A 19357-nucleotide genomic window follows, 5' to 3' on the forward strand; every position below is an offset into this window, starting at 1 on the left:
CTGCCTTGAAACATAGCAGGGAGCGGTCCGTGATGCATTACATCAACACGTTAGTATGGTTATAAATTTACGGAAGGCAACCGGTTGCGCCCCGGTCCGGGCGGTCGGGGTCAGGCGTCCAGACCCCAGGCCTTGAGCTTGCGGTACAGGGTGGCCCGATGAATGCCCAGCCTGCGGGCGGCCTGGACCTTGTTGCCCCCGCAGTCGCGCAGCACGGCCAGGATATCGTCCCTGCCCGGCCTGTACGGCATGAACGACGCAGGGACGCCCGGCTCCGCCGCCGTGGCTGAAGCCGGTTCCTGGGCGCTGTTGCGGATCTGGTCCACCAGGTCCTTGCGGATGTGCCTGAGCTCCACGGTCTTGCCCTGGCACAGGATGCAGGCGTGCTCCAGGGCGTGCTTGAGCTCGCGCACGTTGCCCGGCCAGGAATAGGTCAGGAGCAGGTCCATGACCTCCTCGGACACCCCGTCGAAATGCTTGCCGAAGTTCTCCGCGAACATGGACAGGAAATGGTCCGTCAACATGGGGATGTCCGCCTGCCGGTCGCGCAGGGGCGGCAGGGTCACGGGCATGACGTTGAGCCGGTAGTACAGATCCTCGCGGAAGGAGCCCCGACGCACGGCCTCGCGCAGGTCCGCGTTGGTGGCCGCGATGATGCGCACGTCCGCGGTATAGGTCCGGGACTCGCCCACCCGCTCGTACTCCCGGCTCTCCAGGAAGCGCAAGAGCTTGAGCTGGAGCATGGGCGAGATGTCGCCGATCTCGTCCAGGAACAGGGTCCCCCCCTGGGCCGCCTGGATGCGCCCGACCTTGTCCCGGACCGCCCCGGTGAAGGCCCCGCGCACGTGCCCGAACAATTCACTCTCAAGCAGGCTCTCGGACAGGGCCGAACAGTTGACCTTGATCAGCGGCTTGCCCGCGCGAACTCCGCCGTAGAGCAGGGCCTCGGCCGCCAGTTCCTTGCCCGTGCCCGACTCGCCCAGGATGAGCACGATGGAATCCAGCGACGAAAGTTGTTCCAGGAGCTGGTAGATGTCCTGCATGGGGCCGCTGCGGCCCACGATCCCCCGAAAGCCGTGCCGCTGCTGCAACTGCTTTTCCAGGTCAGCGATGTGGGAGATGTCGCGCACGATGAGCACCGCGCCCGCGTGCCGCCGGTCCTTGTCCACCAGGGGCGAGCAGTTGATCTCGACCATGCGGTCGCCCATGGACGCGGTCTTCAGTTCGATCTCGTAACCGTGCACCGGCTTGTCCGTCCTGAGGACCTGACGCAGCACCTGGACGCACGGATTGTTCTCGTCCCGGACCACGTCCTCGAGCCGATGCCCCCTGGAGCGCTCCTCCTCGAACCCGAACAGGCTCTTGGCCGCGTTGTTGGTGGCGATGACCGACAGTCCGGAGTCCACGGTCAGGATGGCGTCCGGGATGGAGGCGAAAGTGGCCTCCAGATTCAGCCGGTACTGCTCCTTCTCCTGGGTGGCCCGGGCCAGGGCGTTCTCGGCCGCCTTGTGCTCGGTCACGTCACGGCCCACGGCCTGGATTTCGACCACCGAGTTGCGGTCGTTGAGCACGGCCCGGTGGGTCCACGATATCCAGCGTTCCTCCCCGTTGGGGCGGATGTGCAGGACCTCCCGGTCGAGCACGGGACGGGACGGGTCGAAATGGTCGAGCCACTCGGTCAGGATCCGGCGGTCCATGGACCCCATGGAGGCGAAGAAGTCGCTGCCCAGGACGTCCTCCTCGTCCTGGCCCACGAACCGCTCGAAGGCGTTGTTCACGAATGTCAGCTTACCGTCCGGCGCGTAGCGGCAGATCAACTCGGTCTGGTCCTCGACCACGGCCCGGTACAGCCGCGCGCCCTCGCGCAGGGCCTCCTCCACGATCCGGCGCCGGGAGATGTCCTGGGCGTAGAGGATGCACACGTCCCGGCCCGCGTTGGTGAAATAACTCATGGACATCTCCACCGGGAGCGACGAGCCGTTCTTGCGTTTGAGATAGTCGTAGGACACCCGTTTGCCGCCCTGGTTCATGGCCGCCATGATCTGCTCCGGGTGGGCCACCATATCCTGCACGGCCATGCCGCGCACCTCGGCCGAATCGTAGCCCAGAACGCGGCAGGCCGCGTCGTTGCACTCCATGACCGTGCCGTGCTCCCGGTCCGCCAGGATGATCGCGTCCGAGGCCCCGGCGAACACGCTGCGGTACTGCTTCTCGCTCTCGGCCAGCCCGACCTCGCCGCGCCGCCTGGTGGTGATGTCCCGCAGGGAGACCACAAAGCCGGACAGGGTGTCCCCCTGGAGCACGGGCCGCACACGGGTCTCCAGGACCATGCCGCTGCGGTGCTCCTCGAGCCGGGCCGCCTCGCGGGTGGTCCGCGCCTTGGCGATGGCCCCCTCGTGCAGGTTGGCCACGGCATCCGAAAAAAGCGAGGGATAGGGCCGCCCGGCGCACTCGCCCACCTCCCGGCCCAGCAGGCTCTCCACCGGGCCGCTGCAGTCGATGACTTCGGCCTCGTCGTCCAGGAGGAAGATGACCCCCTCGTCGGCGTTGAGCATGGACTTCAGGAACGCCTGGGCCGTGGACAGCCGGGCCTCCTGAAGGGTGGCCGTGGAGCGCAGCTCGTTCTCGGCCAGGCCGAGGCGGACGAGCATCTCGAGCTGGGAGCGGATCACGGGCTTCTGGAGATAGGCCATGGCCCCGCAGTCGCGGGCCAGACGGCCGGGATTGTCCGAGGTGGAGGAAATGAGCAGGATGACCGGGGTGACCAGGCCGAGCCGGGCCGCCTCGTGCACCAGGGAGCCGCCGTCGTCCTCCTCGCCGTGGGCGGCCAGGACCAGGGCCGGCCCCCGGCGGGCCATGAGCGCGGCCGCCGAGGCCGGGCTGGAGGCGGTCTCCACCTGGTAGCCCCTGGCCTCGAGGATGTCTTTGATCAGCGCCCGTATGGAGGCGTCGCCGTCGGCGACGAGAATGGTCGAACTCACCGGCATATCTCCTGGAATGACTCATACATCACTTGCCCGTCGAAAACCAGCCCCGCGCCGCCTCCTTCCCTTTTTGGCTGTTCATTTCCCTTTTCAAGGTGTATAGCCCAAACCATGGTGGGGTCTTTTCCATAACTCAGGAGGATAGTATGTCATCTTTTACCGAAGCCGATCTGCCCGTCGATGTCCATCATGGAGAAATGATCACCCTCGCTGACGGAACCACGGTCAGGTTCGAATCCAATGGCGAGGCCAAGGATATCATGATCAATGATGGCTTTGCGGCCGCCTGCACCCTGTTCCCCGGCAACGATTTCGTCGTCGAGACCAGTGGTGGCAACTACAAGGTCACCTGTGATTTCGGTGACGTCATGCACGTCGAAAAGGCCTGATTTCCCGGCCGCGCCCGCCCCGGCGGACGCGGCCCCCCAGTCCCTTCCCTTCCCAGCCCCGGCAGACGCCAGCCCGTTATTTTTTGTGCATGGGCATCGCCAAGACCGATGACACGGCGGCCGTTGTCTGCTAATCTCAATTTCTTATCGCCCACCATAATCGAACGCCGCGCCAAAACGAGGGGAGGTCGGCCATGGCCAAGATACTGATCGCCGAGGATGACCGCATATCCCAGAAACTCGCCGCCAAGATCGTCGAGGAGCTGGGGCACACCGCATTTGTCAGCCCGCATGGGAAGCACGCCTACGAAACGCTCATGGCCAACAACGACATCGACCTGCTGCTGACCGACATCATGATGCCCGAGATGGACGGCCAGCAGCTGATCAAGACCCTGCGCGGCGACCAGCAGTTCAACGACCTGCCGATCATCATCATGTCCGCCGTGGTCGGCATAAGCGACATCTCCAACCTGCTCAAGCTCGGTGCCACCCTGTTCCTGGCCAAGCCGCTGGAACGCGCGGAACTGCAGGGCTACATCGCCCGTTGCCTCGGCAACGGCGGCAAGCACCTGAACAACTGACCCGACGCCGCCCCGCGCGAAAACCGCTTCCCGCGGCTTCCATTCCCCGGCGAAAATCGCTACATCCGTGGGGACGCGGCCCGCTCGGGCCGCGCCGCCTCATGCAAACACAACCCACGGGAGCGAAATGAAAATCCTGCTGCAATCCCTCTTCGCCTGCGCCGTCATGGTCCTGCTGGCCTGCCCGGCCGCCCAGGCCCAGGACCCGGAAAACACCCTCTACCTGGATCTCGCCGACGGGCGGGTGGTCATAGAAATGCGCCCCGACCTGGCCCCCAAACACGTGGCCCGAATCAAGGAACTGGCGCGCATGAAATTCTACGACGGCATCGTCTTCCACCGGGTCATCGACGGCTTCATGGCTCAGACCGGGGATCCCACCGGCACCGGCCGGGGCGGCTCCGGCCAGAACCTGCCCGCCGAGTTCAGCAACGCCCCGTTCCAGCGCGGCACCGTGGGCATGGCCCGCGCCACGGACCCGGACAGCGCGGACAGCCAGTTCTTCATCTGCTTTGCCCCGGCTCCGTTCCTCGACGGCCAGTACACGGTCTGGGGCCAGGTCACCTCGGGCATGGAGTTCGTGGACAAGATCAAGAAGGGGACCGGCCAGAGCGGCATGGTCAGCAACCCGGACAAGATCGTCCGCCTGCGCGTGGCCGCCGACGTAAAGTAAACCATTCCGGGGGAGGATGGGCCTTTCGACAGGGCTCCCTCCCCCCTTCCTTCCCTCTTCCAGCCTCCCTCTCCGCCCCGCGCCTCCAGCCCCTTCCTACGCATACTGAATATTTGCCATTGGACATCGTCGATGTTTTTTGTTTTGATGGCGATGATCGGAGTTGTCCCGCTTCCTCCAACGAACGAACACGGATTCGGCACGGACCCGCCATGGCCGCAGACAGAGAGACACGCCCGAACCGGCACGTCGTCCGACAGCGCCACTCACCCGAGCCCCGCTTGCGGGTCCGCAACACGCGGCCTCTCATCCCGGTCCTGCTCGCCTGCCTCCTGCTGGCGGCCACGGGGCAAGCCCTTGCAACGCCCGATCCGTCCCTCCGTCTGACGCTCGAGGAAACCGCCTGGCTCGAAGCCAACAAGGACGCCATCCGCTACGGCCCCAATCCCTCCTGGCCGCCGGGCGACTACATGGAGGACGGGCGGCACAAGGGGATCGTCTCCGACTACATCGGAATATTCGAGGAAAGGCTCGGCGTCCGCTTCCAGCGCGTCTACTACGACAGCTGGGGCCCCTACTACCACGGGTTGATGACCGGCGAGTACGATCTGGTGGGTGCGTGCCAGAAGACCGAGGAGCGCGAAAAGGTGCTCGCCTTCACCCAGCCCTTCCTGAAGACCCGGCTGGTCATCCTGACCCGGACCAAGAGCCCGCGCATGAAATCCCTGGACCAGCTCAACTCCATGACCCTGGCCGGAATCGAAGGGTATTCCAGCCTGGACTACGTGAAACGGCACTATCCCGGGGCCAGGATCGTCAACTGCGGCGACGACCTGACCGTTCTGCTCAAGGTCTCGGCGGGCGCGGCCCAGGGCGCGATCGTGGACTACATGATGGCCAGCTACCTGATCGAGAAATACGGCATCACCAATCTCCGCTACGACGCGGAACTCGATTTCCACTGGGACCTGCGGTTCGCGGTGAACAGATCCAAGGCCCCGCTCCGGTCGATCCTGGACAAGGTCCTCAACACCATCGGCGAGAAGCAGCGCCAAGCCATCTACAACAAGTGGGTGACCCTCAACCTGGAGCGCAAGCCGGGCTTCTTCGAGCGCAATCTGAAGGGCATCGCCGCCATCTTCCTGACGGTCCTGCTCCTCCTGGTCGGGGTGATCCTCTTCAACCACTCCCTGCGGCGTCAGGTCGCGGCGCGCACCTGGGAGTTGCGGCGCAACGAACGGAGGCTGAAGGACGCCAAGGAGGCGGCCGAAGCCGCCAACGAGGCCAAATCCGCGTTTCTGGCCAACATGAGCCACGAAATCCGCACGCCGCTCAACGGCATCGTGGGCATGCTCCAGCTCATGGAGATGACCCCGCTGGACGACGAACAGGCGGAGTACGTGGGCACGGCCATCCTGTCCAGCAACCGGCTGACCCGGCTGCTCTCCGACATCCTCGACCTGTCCAGGGTGGAGGCGGGGCATATCGCCATGGTCCGCGACCCCTTTGATCTGCAAGACGCCATGGACGCCATTGCCCAGCTCTTCGGCCCGAGCGCCAGGGAGAAGGGGCTGGACTTCCGGGTGCGCGTGCACCCGGGCATTCCCGCCGAACTGCTCGGCGACGCCCCCCGCCTGCAGCAGGTGCTCAGCAACATCGTGGGCAACGCCATCAAGTTCACCGACCGGGGGGCCGTGGAGGTGGACGCCATGCCCATGCCGGGAGCGGGGCCGGACGAGCGCCGCGTGCTGTTCACGGTCTCGGACACGGGAATCGGCATCGGCGACCAGGCGCTGGCGGCCCTTTTCACCCCGTTCACTCAGACCGACTCCAGTTTTTCCCGCCAATACCAGGGGGCCGGGCTGGGGCTGGCCATAACCAAACGCCTGACCGGGCTCATGGGCGGGACGATCGGCGTGGAAAGCAACGAGGGGCTGGGAACGACGTTCTACATCAACATCCCGTTCGGCCTGGCCGACCACGCCCCGGACACTGCGCCCGAGGCCGTACGGCCCGCCGGAGATAGCGAGGCTGCCTCCCCGCTCAAGGTGCTGGTCGTGGAGGACGATCCGGTCAACATGATCGCCGCCAACAAACTCGTCAAGCGGCTGGGGCACGAGGCCGTGGCCGCCATGGACGGGCAAAAGGCCCTGGACGCCCTGCGCGAGCATCCCTTCGACCTGGTTCTGATGGACGTGCAGATGCCGGTCATGGACGGCGTGGAGACCACCAGGCGCATCCGGGACGGCGAGGCGGGCGAGGCGAACAAGTCCATCCCGATCATCGCCATGACGGCCTACGCCATGCTGGGCGACAAGGAAAGGTTCCTGGCCGCGGGCATGGACGACTATCTGGCCAAACCCGTGGACATGGAAGACCTGCAGACCGCGCTGGCCAGGACGGCCCAAACATCGCACTAGCTCGCGGCGCGCCCTGCGCCGCGCTACTGGTCGGTGTACAAAAACCGCTTGATCTTCTGGGTGGGCGTCTTCTCGAAGGGCTCGGTCTGTTCGACCACGCGGTTGAGCCGGGCAAAGGAGGAGACCTTGGAATTGACGTCCTGGTGGATGCCGTCGAGGATTTTGCGCACGCGCTCGCGGACCTCGGACTCGATCATCTTCTTGACGTCGAACTGCTCGTCCAGGGCCTCGTAGTTGAGGTGGATGCGGGCCACCAGCCTGCCGCCGGACTCGTGGACCAGGGATTCCTGGACATAGTCGTTGGCGTTGATGATGGACTCCACCTCTTCGGGATAGATGTTCTCGCCGCTGGGGCCGATGACCACGTTCTTGAGCCGTCCCTTGAGGATCAGGTAGCCATCCTCGAACTTGCCCAGATCGCCGGTCCTGAGCCAGCCGTCCTCGGTGAAGGTCCCGGCCGTGTCGTTGGGGGCCTTGTGGTAGCCGACCATGATGTTCGGGCCCTTGGCCAGGATCTCGCCCTCCCCGGTCTCGGGGTCGGGGTCGTCGATCTTGAGCTCCACGCCCGGAACGGCCGGGCCGATGGCCTTGAACCGCTGGTCGTCCGTGTTGATCCCGGCCAGCAGGGGCGCGGACTCGGTCATGCCGTACCCCTTGGCGTAGGGTACTTTGGCGTCGATCAGGAAAAGCTCCACCTCCGGGGCCAGGGGGGCCCCGCCGATGCACAGGCAGCGCAGGTCGCCGCCGAACGCCTCGATGAGCTTTTTGCCCGCCACCTGGGAGAGCTTGCGCCGGGTCACGCCGATCTTCATCAGCCCGCGCGTCACGCCCGAGCCGGTCAGCTTCTTCTTGATCCGGCTCTTGTAAATTTTCTCGATGATCAGCGGAACCACGTTCATGACCGTGGGCTTGACCTTCTGCATGGCGGGCAGCAGGGTCTTGGGAGTCGGCGGCTTCTGCAGGTAAAAGACCGAACTGCCGGACAGAATGGGGATGAGCAGCCCCACGGTGCACTCGTAGGTGTGAGCCATGGGCAGCACGGACAGGAACCGGTCGGTCTCGAAGACCGGGATGGTGTTGACCCCGGAAATACAGTTCTGGACCAGGTTGCGGTGGGTCAGGACCACGCCCTTGGAGTGGCCGGTGGTGCCCGAGGTGTACAGGATGGCGGCCACGTGGTCGTCGGTCAGTTCGAACGGCTTGCCGGTCTTCCAGTCGATGAACCGGCGGGCCGAGGCGCTGAACCATTCCACGGTTTCCTTGACCGTCTCCTTGTAGGAGTCGGAGAACCGGCCCATCTTCTCCCGCGCGCTGTCGCTGAACTTGTGCATCTTCTCCCTGGCGGAGTCGGACAGTTTGTCCCGGGCTGCCTCGCCCAGGTGCTCCACCCGCTCGCGGGCCGCCTCGGCGAACTGCTCGATGCGCTCGCCAGCGTTTTCCAGGGCCTCGCGGTAGGTCGTCCGCGTGCCCTCCCCATCCTCCATGGAGAAGTCGTCCATGACCATGACGGTCTCGAGGCTGGGGATGTTCTCGCCCTCGACCTTGTCCATGTAGCGGCGCGAGGCCACGACCATCCTTGCCTCGGAGTGGCGCAGGATGTGATGCACCGAACTGGGGTGAAACTCCTGCAGGATGGGCACCACGATGGCCCCCATGGAGGTCACGGCAAAGTAGGCGATGGCCCAGTTGGGCATATTCTCGCCGATCAGGGCGACCTTGTCCTCGGGCTTGATGCCGATGCCGCGCAGGACGGTTTGCAGTTCTTCCACGAGCAGACCGAACCGGGCGTAAGTCATGGGCTCGCCGTCCACAAAGGACAGGGCGACGCGGTCCGGGAACCGCTCCACGGAACGGTTCAGCAAATCCTTCAAGGTCATGTCGGCAGTCTCGCTCACACACCCTCCCCGATGATCATGAGACAAAAGCGGGCCCCCGCGGCACGCCAACATGGCATATCACGTTACGGGAGCGCGTCAAGCGCGGGATGGGGGCAACGGCCGGACAGCCGGGATTGACCGGGCGAAGCGGGCCGGTGTCAGCCCAGGGCGATCTCCACCACCCTCTCGGCGTGAATGCGGCAGGTGTCCAGGGTGGGCACACCGGTGTCGCCGGGACGGACGAGCAGGCCGATCTCGGTGCAGCCAAGGACCACCGCCTCGGCCCCCCGGGCGGCCAGCCCGTCGATGATGCGCACGAACTCGGTGCGGGAGCCGTCCAGGAACAACCCCTTGCACATTTCGTCGAAGATGACCCGGTCCACCAGCTTGCGGTCCTCGGCTTCGGGCACCAGGACCTCGAAGCCATGGCCCCTGAGGCGGCCCACGTAGAAGTCGTCCTCCATGGTCAGGGCGGTCCCGAGCAGGGCCACCCGGGAGAAGCCGCCCGCGCGGGCCGCCTCGGCCGTGGCGTCGGCGATGTGGACGAGCGGCACGGAGACCGCCGCCTCCACCTCCGGGGCCACCTTGTGCATGGTGTTGGTGCCGATGACCATGAGTTCGGCCCCGGCCCGTTCCAGTGCGCGGGACGCGTCGGCCAATTGGCCGCCCACGGCCGCCCAGTCGTCCGCTCGCATCAGTTCGCGCAAGGGGGCGAAGTCCACGGAGTTCATGAGGATGCGGGCCGAGTGCAGGCCGCCCAGGCGCGCCTTCACGGCCTCGTTCATGATCCGGTAATATTCCAGGGAGGATTCCCAACTCATGCCGCCGATCAGTCCGATGGTCTTCATGATCCGCTCCTATCCGATGAAATGACGGCCCGCGGCCACGAGGGCCATGCCCAGGGCCACGGTGCCGAAAAAGGACCTGGTCCGCCAGGCCAGGATGAAGGCCGGGACGGCCGCCCACAGAAAGTAGTTGTCCGGGGAAACGTCCACACCGCCGTCCTTGAGCAGCAAGGCCGGGAAGAGCATGGACGCGAGCACGGCGGCCGGAACATAGGACAGCCAGCGGACCACGGGTTCGGGCAGGGTCCGGGAGGCCAATGCAACCAGCGGCACCATGCGCGGTATGTAGGTCACGGCGAGCATGCCGACGATGGTCAAAAAGACTATTTTCTGGTCCATGATTCCACTCCCGCGCCAAAGGTTGCGCCGATGACCGTGGCCAGGATGACCGACCACTGGTCCGCCCCGGCCTGGTTCAGAACAAGGGCGAGCAACCCGCTGAACCCGGCCACCAGGACGTGCAGACCGTTCTTCATCTGCATGACCAGGAGCGCGATGAACATGGCGGGCAGGGCGTAGTCGATGCCCAGCGGCTCCACGCTCGGGATGGACGCCCCGGCGAAATAGCCCGCGAACGAGGCCAGCACCCAGGATATCTGGGCCAGGCCGTTGATGCCGAAACAGGTAGTCTTGTTCAGGTCGCCGCGCGCGAAACGCACCGAGTGCACGGCGAACGACTCGTCCGTGATCTCGTAGGCGAACAGGGCCAGTTCCCATTTGTTCCAGCTTTTCAGGTTCGGGGCGAGCGACGCGCTCATGAGCAGGTGGCGCAGATTGACCACGAAGGTGGTGGCGATGATCGATACCGGATTCAACCCGGCCGCGAACATGGCCACGGCGATGAGCTGGGCGGAACCGGCGTAGACCAGGACCGACATGAGCACGGTGTTGAGCAGGGAAAGCCCGGCCTGCTGGGCCAGAACCCCGTAGGCCGCGCCCACGGGCAGGTAGCCCATGACGATGGGCGCCACCTGCCGGGCGGCGGCCATCATGGGGGAACCGGACTGCTCTCCGGCAAGGGCTTTGGTGGTCATGAACAGCCTCTCTCCAAACGGTTTTCAGGCCATGGCCCGGTTAATCTGCTGTATCCGTGCCTTGCAGTAAAGCCGATTTTCTGTAATCGGTACAGATACAGTTCAAACAAAAAGCATACGAAACAGATTCAGGTGAACCATGGAGACATACCGTTACCGGAACGTGGAGAAGAACGTCATGTCCATGATCGACGCGGGCGCGCTCGGGCTGGGCGACAAGCTTCCCTCCCTGCGCTCCCTGAGCGCCAAGCTCGGGGTGTCCGTTTCCACGGTCAACCAGGCGTACCTGGAACTCGAACGCAAGGGTGTCATCGAAGCCCGGCCCCGATCCGGATTCTTCGTGCGCCGCGAATCCAAGCGGCTGCCGCGCACCGAGACCGCGCCCGCGCCCCTGGCCCAGCCCAGGCCGGTGACCCGCATAGGGTTGATACAGAGCGTGCTCGAATCCGTGGGCGCGGCGGACCGCGTGGCGCTGGACGTCATAGCGCCCGGCCCCCAGCGCATGCCCCTGCGCGAGCTCGGACGGATAACGGCGGCCATGGTCCGGGCCGAGCCCGAGCGGGCCATGGGTTACGCGCCCATCCCCGGCGACCAAAAGCTCATTCACCAGATCGCCTACCGTTCCATGGAGTTCGGCATCCCGGCCGACCCCGACGACCCGCTGATCACCGCCGGATGCCTGGAGGCCCTGTACATCTCCCTGCGCTCCACCTGCCGCATGGGCGACACCGTGCTCATCCAGTCGCCCACCTATTACTGCTTCCTGCAACTGCTCGAGACCCTGGGGCTGCGCGCCGTGGAGGTGCCGTCCGACCCGGACCACGGGGTCGCGCCCGAGGAGTTGGCCCGGGCGCTCAAGACCTTCGACATCGCGGCCTGCGTGTTCGCGCCCAACTTCAACAACCCGGATTCCAGCCTGACCCCGGACGAGGCCAAGGAGGAGATCGTGGCCATGCTGGCCAGACGCGACATCCCCCTGGTGGAGGACGACGTGTACACGGACCTGCACTTCGGCCCCAAGCGGCCGGGGACTTACAAGCAGTTCGACCAAAAGGGGCTGGTCCTGCTCTGCTCCTCCTTTTCCAAGACCATAGCGCCGGGCTTCCGAGTGGGCTGGATGCTGCCCGGCCGGTACCGCCAGAAGGCGCTTGAGATCAAGGCCACCACCAACGTGTCCAGCTCCTCCCCGGCCCAGATGGCCATCGCCGAATACCTGCGCCAGGGCCGCATGGAGCGCCACCTCAAGAAGCTGCGCACCGACCTGGAGCGGCAGATGGACACCATGCAGCTCCACCTGGGCCGCCATTTCCCGGCCGGGACCCGGGTGACCCACCCGGTGGGCGGCGCGGTCCTCTGGCTGGAGCTGCCCAAGTCCGTGGACTCGGTGGAGCTGTTCTTCCAGGCCCGGGCCGAGGGCGTGGGCATAGCGCCCGGAGCCATCTTCTCCACCCAGGACAAGTTTTCCAACTATATCCGTCTGAGCTGCGGCTACCCGTGGACCGATGATCTGGAACGGGGCGTGCGCACCCTGGGCAGGCTGGCCGGGTCCATGTGCCGCCCCTGATCGGGGCCATCACCATTTCCGACTTTACCCGGTCCGCGTCCCCGAGTATCTTCTCGCTCCGACACCCGGAGAGAGGACCCCATGCCCCCAATCGATCCCAAGCAGAAAACCTACGGCTTTGCCGCCGCCCTGGCCGCCTTCTTCGGCTGGGGACTCCTTCCTGTCTACTGGAAGGCCCTGATCACCGTGAATCCCTTCGAGATCCTCTGCCACAGGGTGGTCTGGTCCCTGATCTTCATCGCGATCATCCTGACCCTGCGCCGGGGATGGCGCGAGACCCTCGTGCCGCTCAGATCCAGGCGCGACCTGCTCATCCTGACCGCCAGTTCGCTGATGATCGGGTTCAACTGGCTGCTGTACATCTGGGCCGTGAACAACGACCACGTCCTGGACACCAGCCTGGGCTACTACATCAATCCCCTGGTCAACGTCCTGCTCGGCTTCGTCTTCCTCCGCGAACGGCTGCGTCCGCTCCAGATGATCGCCATCGGCCTGGCCGCCCTGGGAGTGGTCAACTCCGTGGTCGCCCAGGGCCAGCTTCCCTGGATATCCCTGGCCCTGGCGATCAGCTTCGGCCTGTACGGGCTGTTGCGCAAAATCGCCTCGGTGGAGTCCCTGCCCGGCCTGTTCCTCGAAACAATGGTCCTGGGCCCCTTTGCCCTGGGCTACATCCTCTGGCTCCAGGCCCACGGGGCGTCCGCCCTGTTCCACCAGGGGCTCGACGTGGACCTGCTGCTCGTGGGCGCGGGCGTGGCCACGGCCTCGCCGCTCATCGGCTTTGCCTACGGCGCCCGGCGGCTGCAGCTGACCACCCTGGGCCTGCTCCAGTACCTGGCCCCGTCCATCGCCTTCCTGCTCGGCGTGTTCGTCTACCGGGAGCCATTCAACGCCAGCCACCTGCTGACCTTTGCCCTGATCTGGTCCGGCCTGGCCGTGTACACCGCGGAATCGGTCATGACCATGCGCGCCCAGCGCCGCCTGGCCGGGGCCAGACCCGCGGCCTGAACTATCGGACAACCGTTGACAATCACATGGCTATCGTCTATCGTCGATTTACGATAATGCAACCCCGGAGGCGCCATGTTTTTTACTCCTCCCCTGCACAGTGAAGACGAAACATTCCTGGCCGAGGTCTGCAAGGGGCTGGCCCACCCGGCCCGCATACGCATCCTCAGGCAGTTGATGACCGAGCACAGCTGTACCTGCGGGCAGCTCGTGGGCGAGTTGCCCCTGGCCCAATCCACGGTCAGTCAGCACCTCAAGGTCCTCCGCGACGCCGGCCTGGTGCGCGGCGAGGTGGAAGGGCCCCGGACCTGCTACTGCGTGAACCGGAAAACCATGGACCGGTTCGGGCCGCTCATCCGCGCGCTCCTGTCGATAACGCCGGAGGCCTCATGAATCCGTTAACGCCCCGCCCCGAGGAAAAAGACCTCAAGCCTCTGGAGCTGATGGCCCCGTCCCAGGCCCGCGCGGCAGCCCTCTGTCCCCCCGTCTCGCCTGAGGACGACGCGCCCTGTTGAGGCCCCAGGCCCGACCCCCGTGCCGGGGTCTTCGAAAAACCGGGATACGCCATAAAGCCGTTCGTGGACGGATTCGTGGACACGCCCGTCGGGCCGGTGCCGCGCGTGCGTACCCGCATGCTTCCGTCCGACCGGCTGGGCACGGCCCTGGCCCGGCTTGGGGCGACCCGCAGCGATTACAAGGTCGTGCCCGGCCTGTACTGCGTGGGCGATCCCACCCCGGATTCCCCGGTCCTGGTCACGGCCAACTACAAGCTGACCTTCGACGCGGTGCGCCGCGAGTTGGCGGGCATCGACGCCTGGCTGCTGGTGGCGGACACGCGCGGCATCAACGTGTGGTGCGCGGCGGGCAAGGGACTGTTCGCCACCGACGAGATCGTCTACAGCGTGAACCGCTCCCGACTCCACCAGGTGGCGGCACACCGCGACCTCATCCTGCCCCAGCTCGGGGCCACGGGCGTGGCCGGACGCGAGGTCAGAAAGGCGTGCGGCTTCAAAGTGATCTGGGGCCCTGTGCGGGCCGAAGACCTGCCCGAATTCCTGGCCAACGGCAACCAGGCGGACCGGGAAATGCGCATGGTCACCTTCCCCTTGAAGGAACGGGCCGTGCTCATCCCGGTGGAGATATTCCTGCTCTGGAAGTCCCTGGCCTGGGCCCTGCCCGCGCTCTTCCTGCTCTCGGCCATCGGCCCGGACGTCTTCTCGCTCTCCGCGCTGTGGCACCGGGGGCTCAATGCCCTGCTGGCCACCCTGTTCGGCGTGCTGGCGGGCTGCGCGGCGGTGCCCCTGCTCCTCGACCGGCTGCCGTGGCGCTCCTTCTGGCCCAAGGGTGCGCTCACCGGCGCCGTGGCCGGACTTGCGGCCGCGCTGCTGCTGCCGCTGAACGGATTGCTCGAACCCCTGGCCGTCCTGTTGTGGACCACGGCCGTGTCGTCCTATCTGGCCATGAACTTCACCGGCTCCACGCCGTACACCTCGCCCTCGGGCGTGGAAAAGGAAATGCGCCGGGGCATCCCGCTCCAGGCGCTGGCCGGGCTCGCGGCCCTGGCTCTGTGGCTGGCGGCGCCGTTTCTCAAATAAAGGAGGCCGTGATGAAGAATTTCCGTTATCTGGACGGCGTGGCCACCCTGGCGCTCGATACGGACGCCTGCGTCGGCTGCGGCTCGTGCGTGGAGGTCTGCCCGCACCGCATCCTCGAGATGCGCGGGAAAAAGGCGGCCATCCTCGACCCGGATGCCTGCATGGAGTGCGGGGCCTGCGCCACCAACTGCCCGGTTCGGGCGGTCACGGTCACGCCCGGCGTGGGCTGCGCCTCCTACCTCATCTCGGTCTGGCTGCACAAGCTTACCGGCCGCAAGGTCGATTCCGCCTGCTGCTAGAGGCCGAGGAACGACGGCATCTCGTCCACGGTTATGACCGGCGCGTAGGCGGCCTGAAGCGCCGCGAGGAACGCGCCGTGCACCTGGGCCGCAGGGACGATCCGGCCGTCGAACTCCAGGTCGCGGGTGGCCGAGGCGTCGGACAGGACCGCGCATTCGAAGCCGAGGTCCACGGCCGCGCGCACCCCGGCGTCCAGGCACATATGGGTCATCATCCCGGCCACGGCCAGGCGGGTCGCCCCCGCCTCGCGCAGCCGTTCGAGCAGGTCCGTCTCGCGGAAACTGTTGGGGTAGTGCTTGGTGACCACCGGCTCGCCGTCAACGGGCGTGACCGCGTCGTGGATGGCCGCGCCCGCAGTGCCGGGCAAAAAGAACGCCGCCCCGGCCTGAAGCGCCTCGTGGCGTACGTGGACGACCGGCAGGCCGCGCTCCCTGAACAGCTTGAGGGCCCGTGCCGCGCGGGCGGCGGCGGACTCGGAACCGACGAGTTCCATGCGCCCGCCCGGGAAATAGTCGTTTTGCAGATCGATGAGCATCAGGGCCGTTTTCATGGGCACCTCCGTTTTGACGCCACCATACCCGTTCCCTCCGGGTGGGGTCCAATCGGTTTCCCCGATACGCCCATCAATGTATCCAATATTCATCATCTGAAGGCTTGCCACAAAAACTCCACTGGGCTATGTATTGGATAATCAAACTATTAACCGGTGCGAAGAGCGCCGCTCACAGGCTTGACGATGAATGATATCCCCGCGCGCGACGCCCTGTGCGTCATCTGGAGTTCCCCCAACCCAGAAGTGGCCGACAATCTGGTCTTCATGTACACCCAGAATGCCGTGAACAAGAGTTGGTGGAAGCAGGTCCGGCTGATCATCTGGGGCCCCACGGCCCCGCTCGTGGCCAGCGACGAACCCGTCCGGGCGCGCCTCAGGGAGATGATGGCCGACGGCGTGGAGGTCTGGGCCTGCCGGGCGTGCGCCGAAAACTACGGGGTGGTCGAGGAACTCGAAACCCTGGGAGCGAACGTACTCTATGTTGGTGAACCCTTTACCGAAATGCTGAAAAGCGGCTGGACGCAGTTGACATTCTGACCAGTCGCCCACACAGTACGGAAACCGGACAACAGGGAGACGATAGTGAACAGCATGCCACCCGCAAGGGACGACGGGCCGGACAAACCCGTGCACATCCTCGTCGCCGAGGACTCGGAGAGCAACCAGATGCTCCTCTCCCTGTATTTCACCGACTCCGGTTACACCCTGGACTTTGCCGAAAACGGGCGCGAGGCCGTGGCCCGGTTCAAGAAGGGCTCCTATGAGCTGGTGCTCATGGACATCTTCATGCCGGTCATGGACGGCCTCGACGCCACCCGCGAGATCCGCAGCTTCGAGAAGGAGCGCGGCCTGTCTCCCGTGCCCATCGTGGCCGTGTCCGCCAACGCGTTCGCCGAGGACAGGCAACGCTCCATGAAGGCAGGCTGCTCGGACTTCATGGCCAAGCCGATCCGCAAGGTTCCGCTGCTCAAATTCGTCGCCCGCACCCTGGGGGAGACGCCTCAACCATGAGCAGCGCCGATCTCCTCCGCAACATCCTCAAACTGCAGGAACCGGAAGCCGCCCTGGCCTGCCGGACGGAGGGGAGGCAACCAAGCGAAGCCCGCATCATCGAAGCCAACGAGGCCGCCTGCGTCCTGCTCGGCATGACCCGAGAGGAACTTCTGGCCCGCACCCCGGGCCGGGTCATCACCAATTTCGCCGCCCTTGCCGAGGGCCAGAGCCTGTTCGAGACGGGCTCCCGGCGCATTGAGCATACCCTGTGCGGACAGGACCGGGCCACGCCCGTGGAGATCCGCTCCCACGCGCTTGAACTGGACGGCGACTCCCTGTTCGTGATCATCCTGCGCGACATCACCGTGCGCCGTCGGCGCGAGATGCAATCCGACCTGGACGAACAGCGGTTCAAGACCCTGTACACCCTGTCGCGCATGTTCGACCGCACCGAGGAGGAAATTCTCGACTACGCCCTGGTCCAGAGCGTGTACATGACCGACAGCCGCATGGGCTACATCGGCTTCCTGGACGAGGCCGAGTCCGAACTGCGCCTGCGCCCCTGGTCCGTGCCGGACCTGGGCGAATGCACCGTGCGCAATCCGTCCCGGGCCTTCAGGATCGACGGGGCCGGGCTGTGGGCCGACGCCATCCGGGAGCGCCGGGCGATCATCACCAACGACTATCACAACAGTCCCGACAGACGGGGCACCCCCGAGGGCCACGTCCCCCTCGTCCGGCATATGAACGTGCCGATCATCGAAAAGGACCGCATCCGCATGCTGGTCGGGGTGGCCAACAAGGACGAGGACTACACCGATGCCGACGCGGTCCAGCTCGCCCTGATCATGGAGCGGGTCTGGTACCTCATCCAGCGCAAACGCATGGAGGCGGACCTGATCCGGGCCATGCGCGAGGCCCGGCAGGCCGACCGGGCCAAGAGCCAGTTCCTGGCCAACATGAGCCACGAACTGCGCACGCCCTTGAACGGCATCATGGGCATGACCCAGTTGCTCCTGGGCACCGAAGGGCTGACCGACGAGCAGCGGGAATACCTGCGGCTCAGCCTGGAATCGAGCGCCCACCTGTCCGGGGTCCTCTCCTCGCTGCTCGATCTGTCGAACATCGAATCCGGCGGCACCGGCCTGAACTGCGTGGACTTCGACCTGCCCGCCATCATCCGCTCGGCGGTCGATCCCCTGCTTCACCAGGCCGAGGCCAAGGGGCTGCGCCTGCACTGCCGACTGGGCCGGGGGTTTCCGGCCCTGGTCCGGGGCGATGCGGAGAAACTGCGCCAGGTGCTCATCAACCTGGTGCACAACGCCGTAAAATTCACAGAGAGCGGATCGGTCACGGTGTCCGCGAGCTGGGAACCGGTCCAGAATGCGCCGGAACGGATCAGCCTGTCCGTCGCGGTGGCCGACACCGGCGTGGGAATCCCGGACGACAAGCGGGAGGCCGTGTTCGAAAGCTTCATGCTCGGCGAGGAGTACATGACCAAGCGCTACAGCGGCGCTGGGCTGGGGCTGGCCATCTCCCGCAAGCTGGCCGGGATCATGGGCGGGACCATAGGCCTGGAGAGCCGCCCGGGCGAGGGCTCGGTCTTCACCCTGACCGTGCCCCTGCGCCACTGTCCGGACCGGGCCGACGCCGGCCTGGCCGAGCAAAAGGCCCGCCTGAACCTGAATATCCTCGTGGCCGAGGACGAGGAGGTCAACGCCCTGGCCACCTCGCAGCTGCTGCGCAACCACGGCCACGCCGCCACCGTGGTGGACAACGGCCAGCAGGCCATAGACGCCCTGATGGACGGCGGCTTCGACCTGGTGCTCATGGACGTGCAGATGCCGGTCATCAACGGCATGGAGGTCACGGAAATCATCCGCTCGGGCGCGGCCGAGGGCATCGATGCCGACATCCCGATCATCGGCCTGACCGCCTACTCCGGCGAGGAGGACCGCAAGCGCTTCCTCACCGCGGGCATGAACAGGGTGATGACCAAGCCCTTCGACGCCTGGGAGCTGCTCGACGCCGTGTGCACGACAGCCGCCGACAGGCCTATCTGACCAGCGGCAGCCCCTGCCCCTGCCAGTCCCTGATCCCCTTCGACATGTGCAGAATCCGGGTGAAGCCGAGCCGCCCGAAGACCTTCATGGCCCGGGCGCTGCGGTTGCCCGACCGGCAGTAGACGAGATACTTCGCGTCCGGGTCGAGCTCGCCCAGCCGCTTTACGAAATCCGCGCCCATGAAGTCGATGTTCAGCGCGCCCCGGACATGCCCTTCGGCGTATTCGGCCGGGGTCCGGATGTCGAGCACGCGGATATCCGGGTCGGCGGCCAGAGCGGCCCGCGCCTCGGCCGCGCTCACCGCGGCGACGCCCTCCGGCGCGGCCTGGCCGTATTGCCTGTACAGGAGAAAGGCCACGGACAGCGCGGCCAGGATGAGAACGATATATCGTGGATTCACTCGGGTCCTCCGAAACGCTTATAGGAAAAGAGGCCGCACCCGGAACAGGCGCGGCCTCCATTGTCTCATACCCGCCCG

The 19357-nt window shown here is 65.8% G+C and carries 19 protein-coding genes; 12 read left to right on the forward strand and 7 right to left on the reverse strand.

Going from position 1 to position 19357, the window contains the following annotated elements:
* Positions 1–110: 110 nt before the first annotated feature.
* On the reverse strand, positions 111–2981 hold the full coding sequence (locus BerOc1_RS02930) for a sigma 54-interacting transcriptional regulator (RefSeq protein ID WP_071544501.1): 2871 nt from the start codon (positions 2979–2981) through the stop codon (positions 111–113).
* Positions 2982–3130: 149 nt separating this feature from the next.
* Here BerOc1_RS02930 and BerOc1_RS02935 point away from each other — a divergent pair, with 149 nt between their 5' ends.
* The 4 genes from BerOc1_RS02935 to BerOc1_RS02950 all read left to right on the forward strand — a co-directional run bounded on the left by BerOc1_RS02935 (position 3131) and on the right by BerOc1_RS02950 (position 7050).
* On the forward strand, positions 3131–3373 hold the full coding sequence (locus tag BerOc1_RS02935) for a hypothetical protein (protein ID WP_071544217.1): 243 nt from the start codon (positions 3131–3133) through the stop codon (positions 3371–3373).
* A 194-nt stretch (positions 3374–3567) separates the two neighbouring features.
* Positions 3568–3957 carry a response regulator gene (locus BerOc1_RS02940; protein ID WP_071544218.1) on the forward strand — a complete coding sequence of 130 codons (390 nt, stop codon included), beginning with the start codon at positions 3568–3570 and terminating at the stop codon, positions 3955–3957.
* A gap of 127 nt (positions 3958–4084) precedes the next feature.
* Positions 4085–4630, forward strand: a complete 546-nt coding sequence (locus BerOc1_RS02945; RefSeq protein WP_071544219.1) for a peptidylprolyl isomerase — start codon at positions 4085–4087, stop codon at positions 4628–4630.
* A gap of 212 nt (positions 4631–4842) precedes the next feature.
* On the forward strand, positions 4843–7050 hold the full coding sequence (locus BerOc1_RS02950; protein ID WP_084641024.1) for a response regulator: 2208 nt from the start codon (positions 4843–4845) through the stop codon (positions 7048–7050).
* 23 nt (positions 7051–7073) lie between these two features.
* On the opposite strand, the gene BerOc1_RS02955 is transcribed toward BerOc1_RS02950, so the two are convergent.
* The 4 genes from BerOc1_RS02955 to BerOc1_RS02970 form a co-directional block, all read right to left on the reverse strand.
* Entirely contained in the window at positions 7074–8945 is a 1872-nt protein-coding gene (locus tag BerOc1_RS02955) for an AMP-binding protein (protein WP_084641025.1), read from the reverse strand.
* A gap of 140 nt (positions 8946–9085) precedes the next feature.
* The gene (locus BerOc1_RS02960) at positions 9086–9775 is read right to left on the reverse strand and encodes an aspartate/glutamate racemase family protein (protein ID WP_071544221.1); all 690 of its coding nucleotides are present in this window, start codon (positions 9773–9775) and stop codon (positions 9086–9088) included.
* Between the two features lie 9 nt (positions 9776–9784).
* Positions 9785–10111, reverse strand: a complete 327-nt coding sequence (locus BerOc1_RS02965; protein WP_071544222.1) for an AzlD domain-containing protein — start codon at positions 10109–10111, stop codon at positions 9785–9787.
* Positions 10096–10806, reverse strand: coding sequence for an AzlC family ABC transporter permease (locus tag BerOc1_RS02970; protein WP_071544223.1), 711 nt, complete (start codon positions 10804–10806; stop codon positions 10096–10098). Before BerOc1_RS02970 ends, BerOc1_RS02965 begins: the two co-directional genes overlap by 16 nt.
* A gap of 139 nt (positions 10807–10945) precedes the next feature.
* On the opposite strand from BerOc1_RS02970, the gene BerOc1_RS02975 reads away from it, so the two are divergent.
* From BerOc1_RS02975 to hgcB, 5 genes are all read left to right on the forward strand, one after another.
* Positions 10946–12370: an aminotransferase-like domain-containing protein gene (locus tag BerOc1_RS02975; RefSeq protein ID WP_071544224.1), complete on the forward strand. Its 1425-nt coding sequence runs from the start codon at positions 10946–10948 to the stop codon at positions 12368–12370.
* A gap of 81 nt (positions 12371–12451) precedes the next feature.
* Positions 12452–13375: an EamA family transporter RarD gene (gene rarD / locus BerOc1_RS02980; protein ID WP_071544225.1), complete on the forward strand. Its 924-nt coding sequence runs from the start codon at positions 12452–12454 to the stop codon at positions 13373–13375.
* Between the two features lie 75 nt (positions 13376–13450).
* Positions 13451–13768, forward strand: coding sequence for an ArsR/SmtB family transcription factor (locus BerOc1_RS02985; RefSeq protein WP_071544226.1), 318 nt, complete (start codon positions 13451–13453; stop codon positions 13766–13768).
* Positions 13769–13818: 50 nt separating this feature from the next.
* Positions 13819–14970 carry a mercury methylation corrinoid protein HgcA gene (gene hgcA, locus BerOc1_RS02990; protein ID WP_278248040.1) on the forward strand — a complete coding sequence of 384 codons (1152 nt, stop codon included), beginning with the start codon at positions 13819–13821 and terminating at the stop codon, positions 14968–14970.
* An 11-nt stretch (positions 14971–14981) separates the two neighbouring features.
* On the forward strand, positions 14982–15269 hold the full coding sequence (gene hgcB, locus BerOc1_RS02995) for a mercury methylation ferredoxin HgcB (protein ID WP_071544227.1): 288 nt from the start codon (positions 14982–14984) through the stop codon (positions 15267–15269).
* Here the strand turns inward: hgcB and BerOc1_RS03000 are convergent.
* Entirely contained in the window at positions 15266–15820 is a 555-nt protein-coding gene (locus BerOc1_RS03000) for a cysteine hydrolase family protein (RefSeq protein WP_071544228.1), read from the reverse strand. The two genes, hgcB and BerOc1_RS03000, sit on opposite strands and share 4 nt — an antisense overlap.
* A 186-nt stretch (positions 15821–16006) precedes the next feature.
* Here BerOc1_RS03000 and BerOc1_RS03005 point away from each other — a divergent pair, with 186 nt between their 5' ends.
* The 3 genes from BerOc1_RS03005 to BerOc1_RS03015 are packed head-to-tail and all read left to right on the forward strand — an operon-like array spanning position 16007 to position 18879.
* On the forward strand, positions 16007–16360 hold the full coding sequence (locus BerOc1_RS03005; protein WP_071544229.1) for a DsrE family protein: 354 nt from the start codon (positions 16007–16009) through the stop codon (positions 16358–16360).
* A gap of 54 nt (positions 16361–16414) precedes the next feature.
* A complete protein-coding gene (locus BerOc1_RS03010) occupies positions 16415–16834 on the forward strand; it encodes a response regulator (protein ID WP_071544504.1) in 420 nt (139 codons plus the stop codon).
* Complete coding sequence (locus BerOc1_RS03015; RefSeq protein WP_071544230.1) at positions 16831–18879, forward strand: ATP-binding protein; 2049 nt, start codon at positions 16831–16833, stop codon at positions 18877–18879. Before BerOc1_RS03010 ends, BerOc1_RS03015 begins: the two co-directional genes overlap by 4 nt.
* On the opposite strand, the gene BerOc1_RS03020 is transcribed toward BerOc1_RS03015, so the two are convergent.
* Positions 18872–19279 carry a rhodanese-like domain-containing protein gene (locus BerOc1_RS03020; protein WP_084641027.1) on the reverse strand — a complete coding sequence of 136 codons (408 nt, stop codon included), beginning with the start codon at positions 19277–19279 and terminating at the stop codon, positions 18872–18874. The two genes, BerOc1_RS03015 and BerOc1_RS03020, sit on opposite strands and share 8 nt — an antisense overlap.
* Positions 19280–19357 lie beyond the last annotated feature (78 nt).

It is taken from the genome of Pseudodesulfovibrio hydrargyri, assembly GCF_001874525.1.
In the GTDB taxonomy this organism is placed as follows: domain Bacteria; phylum Desulfobacterota; class Desulfovibrionia; order Desulfovibrionales; family Desulfovibrionaceae; genus Pseudodesulfovibrio; species Pseudodesulfovibrio hydrargyri.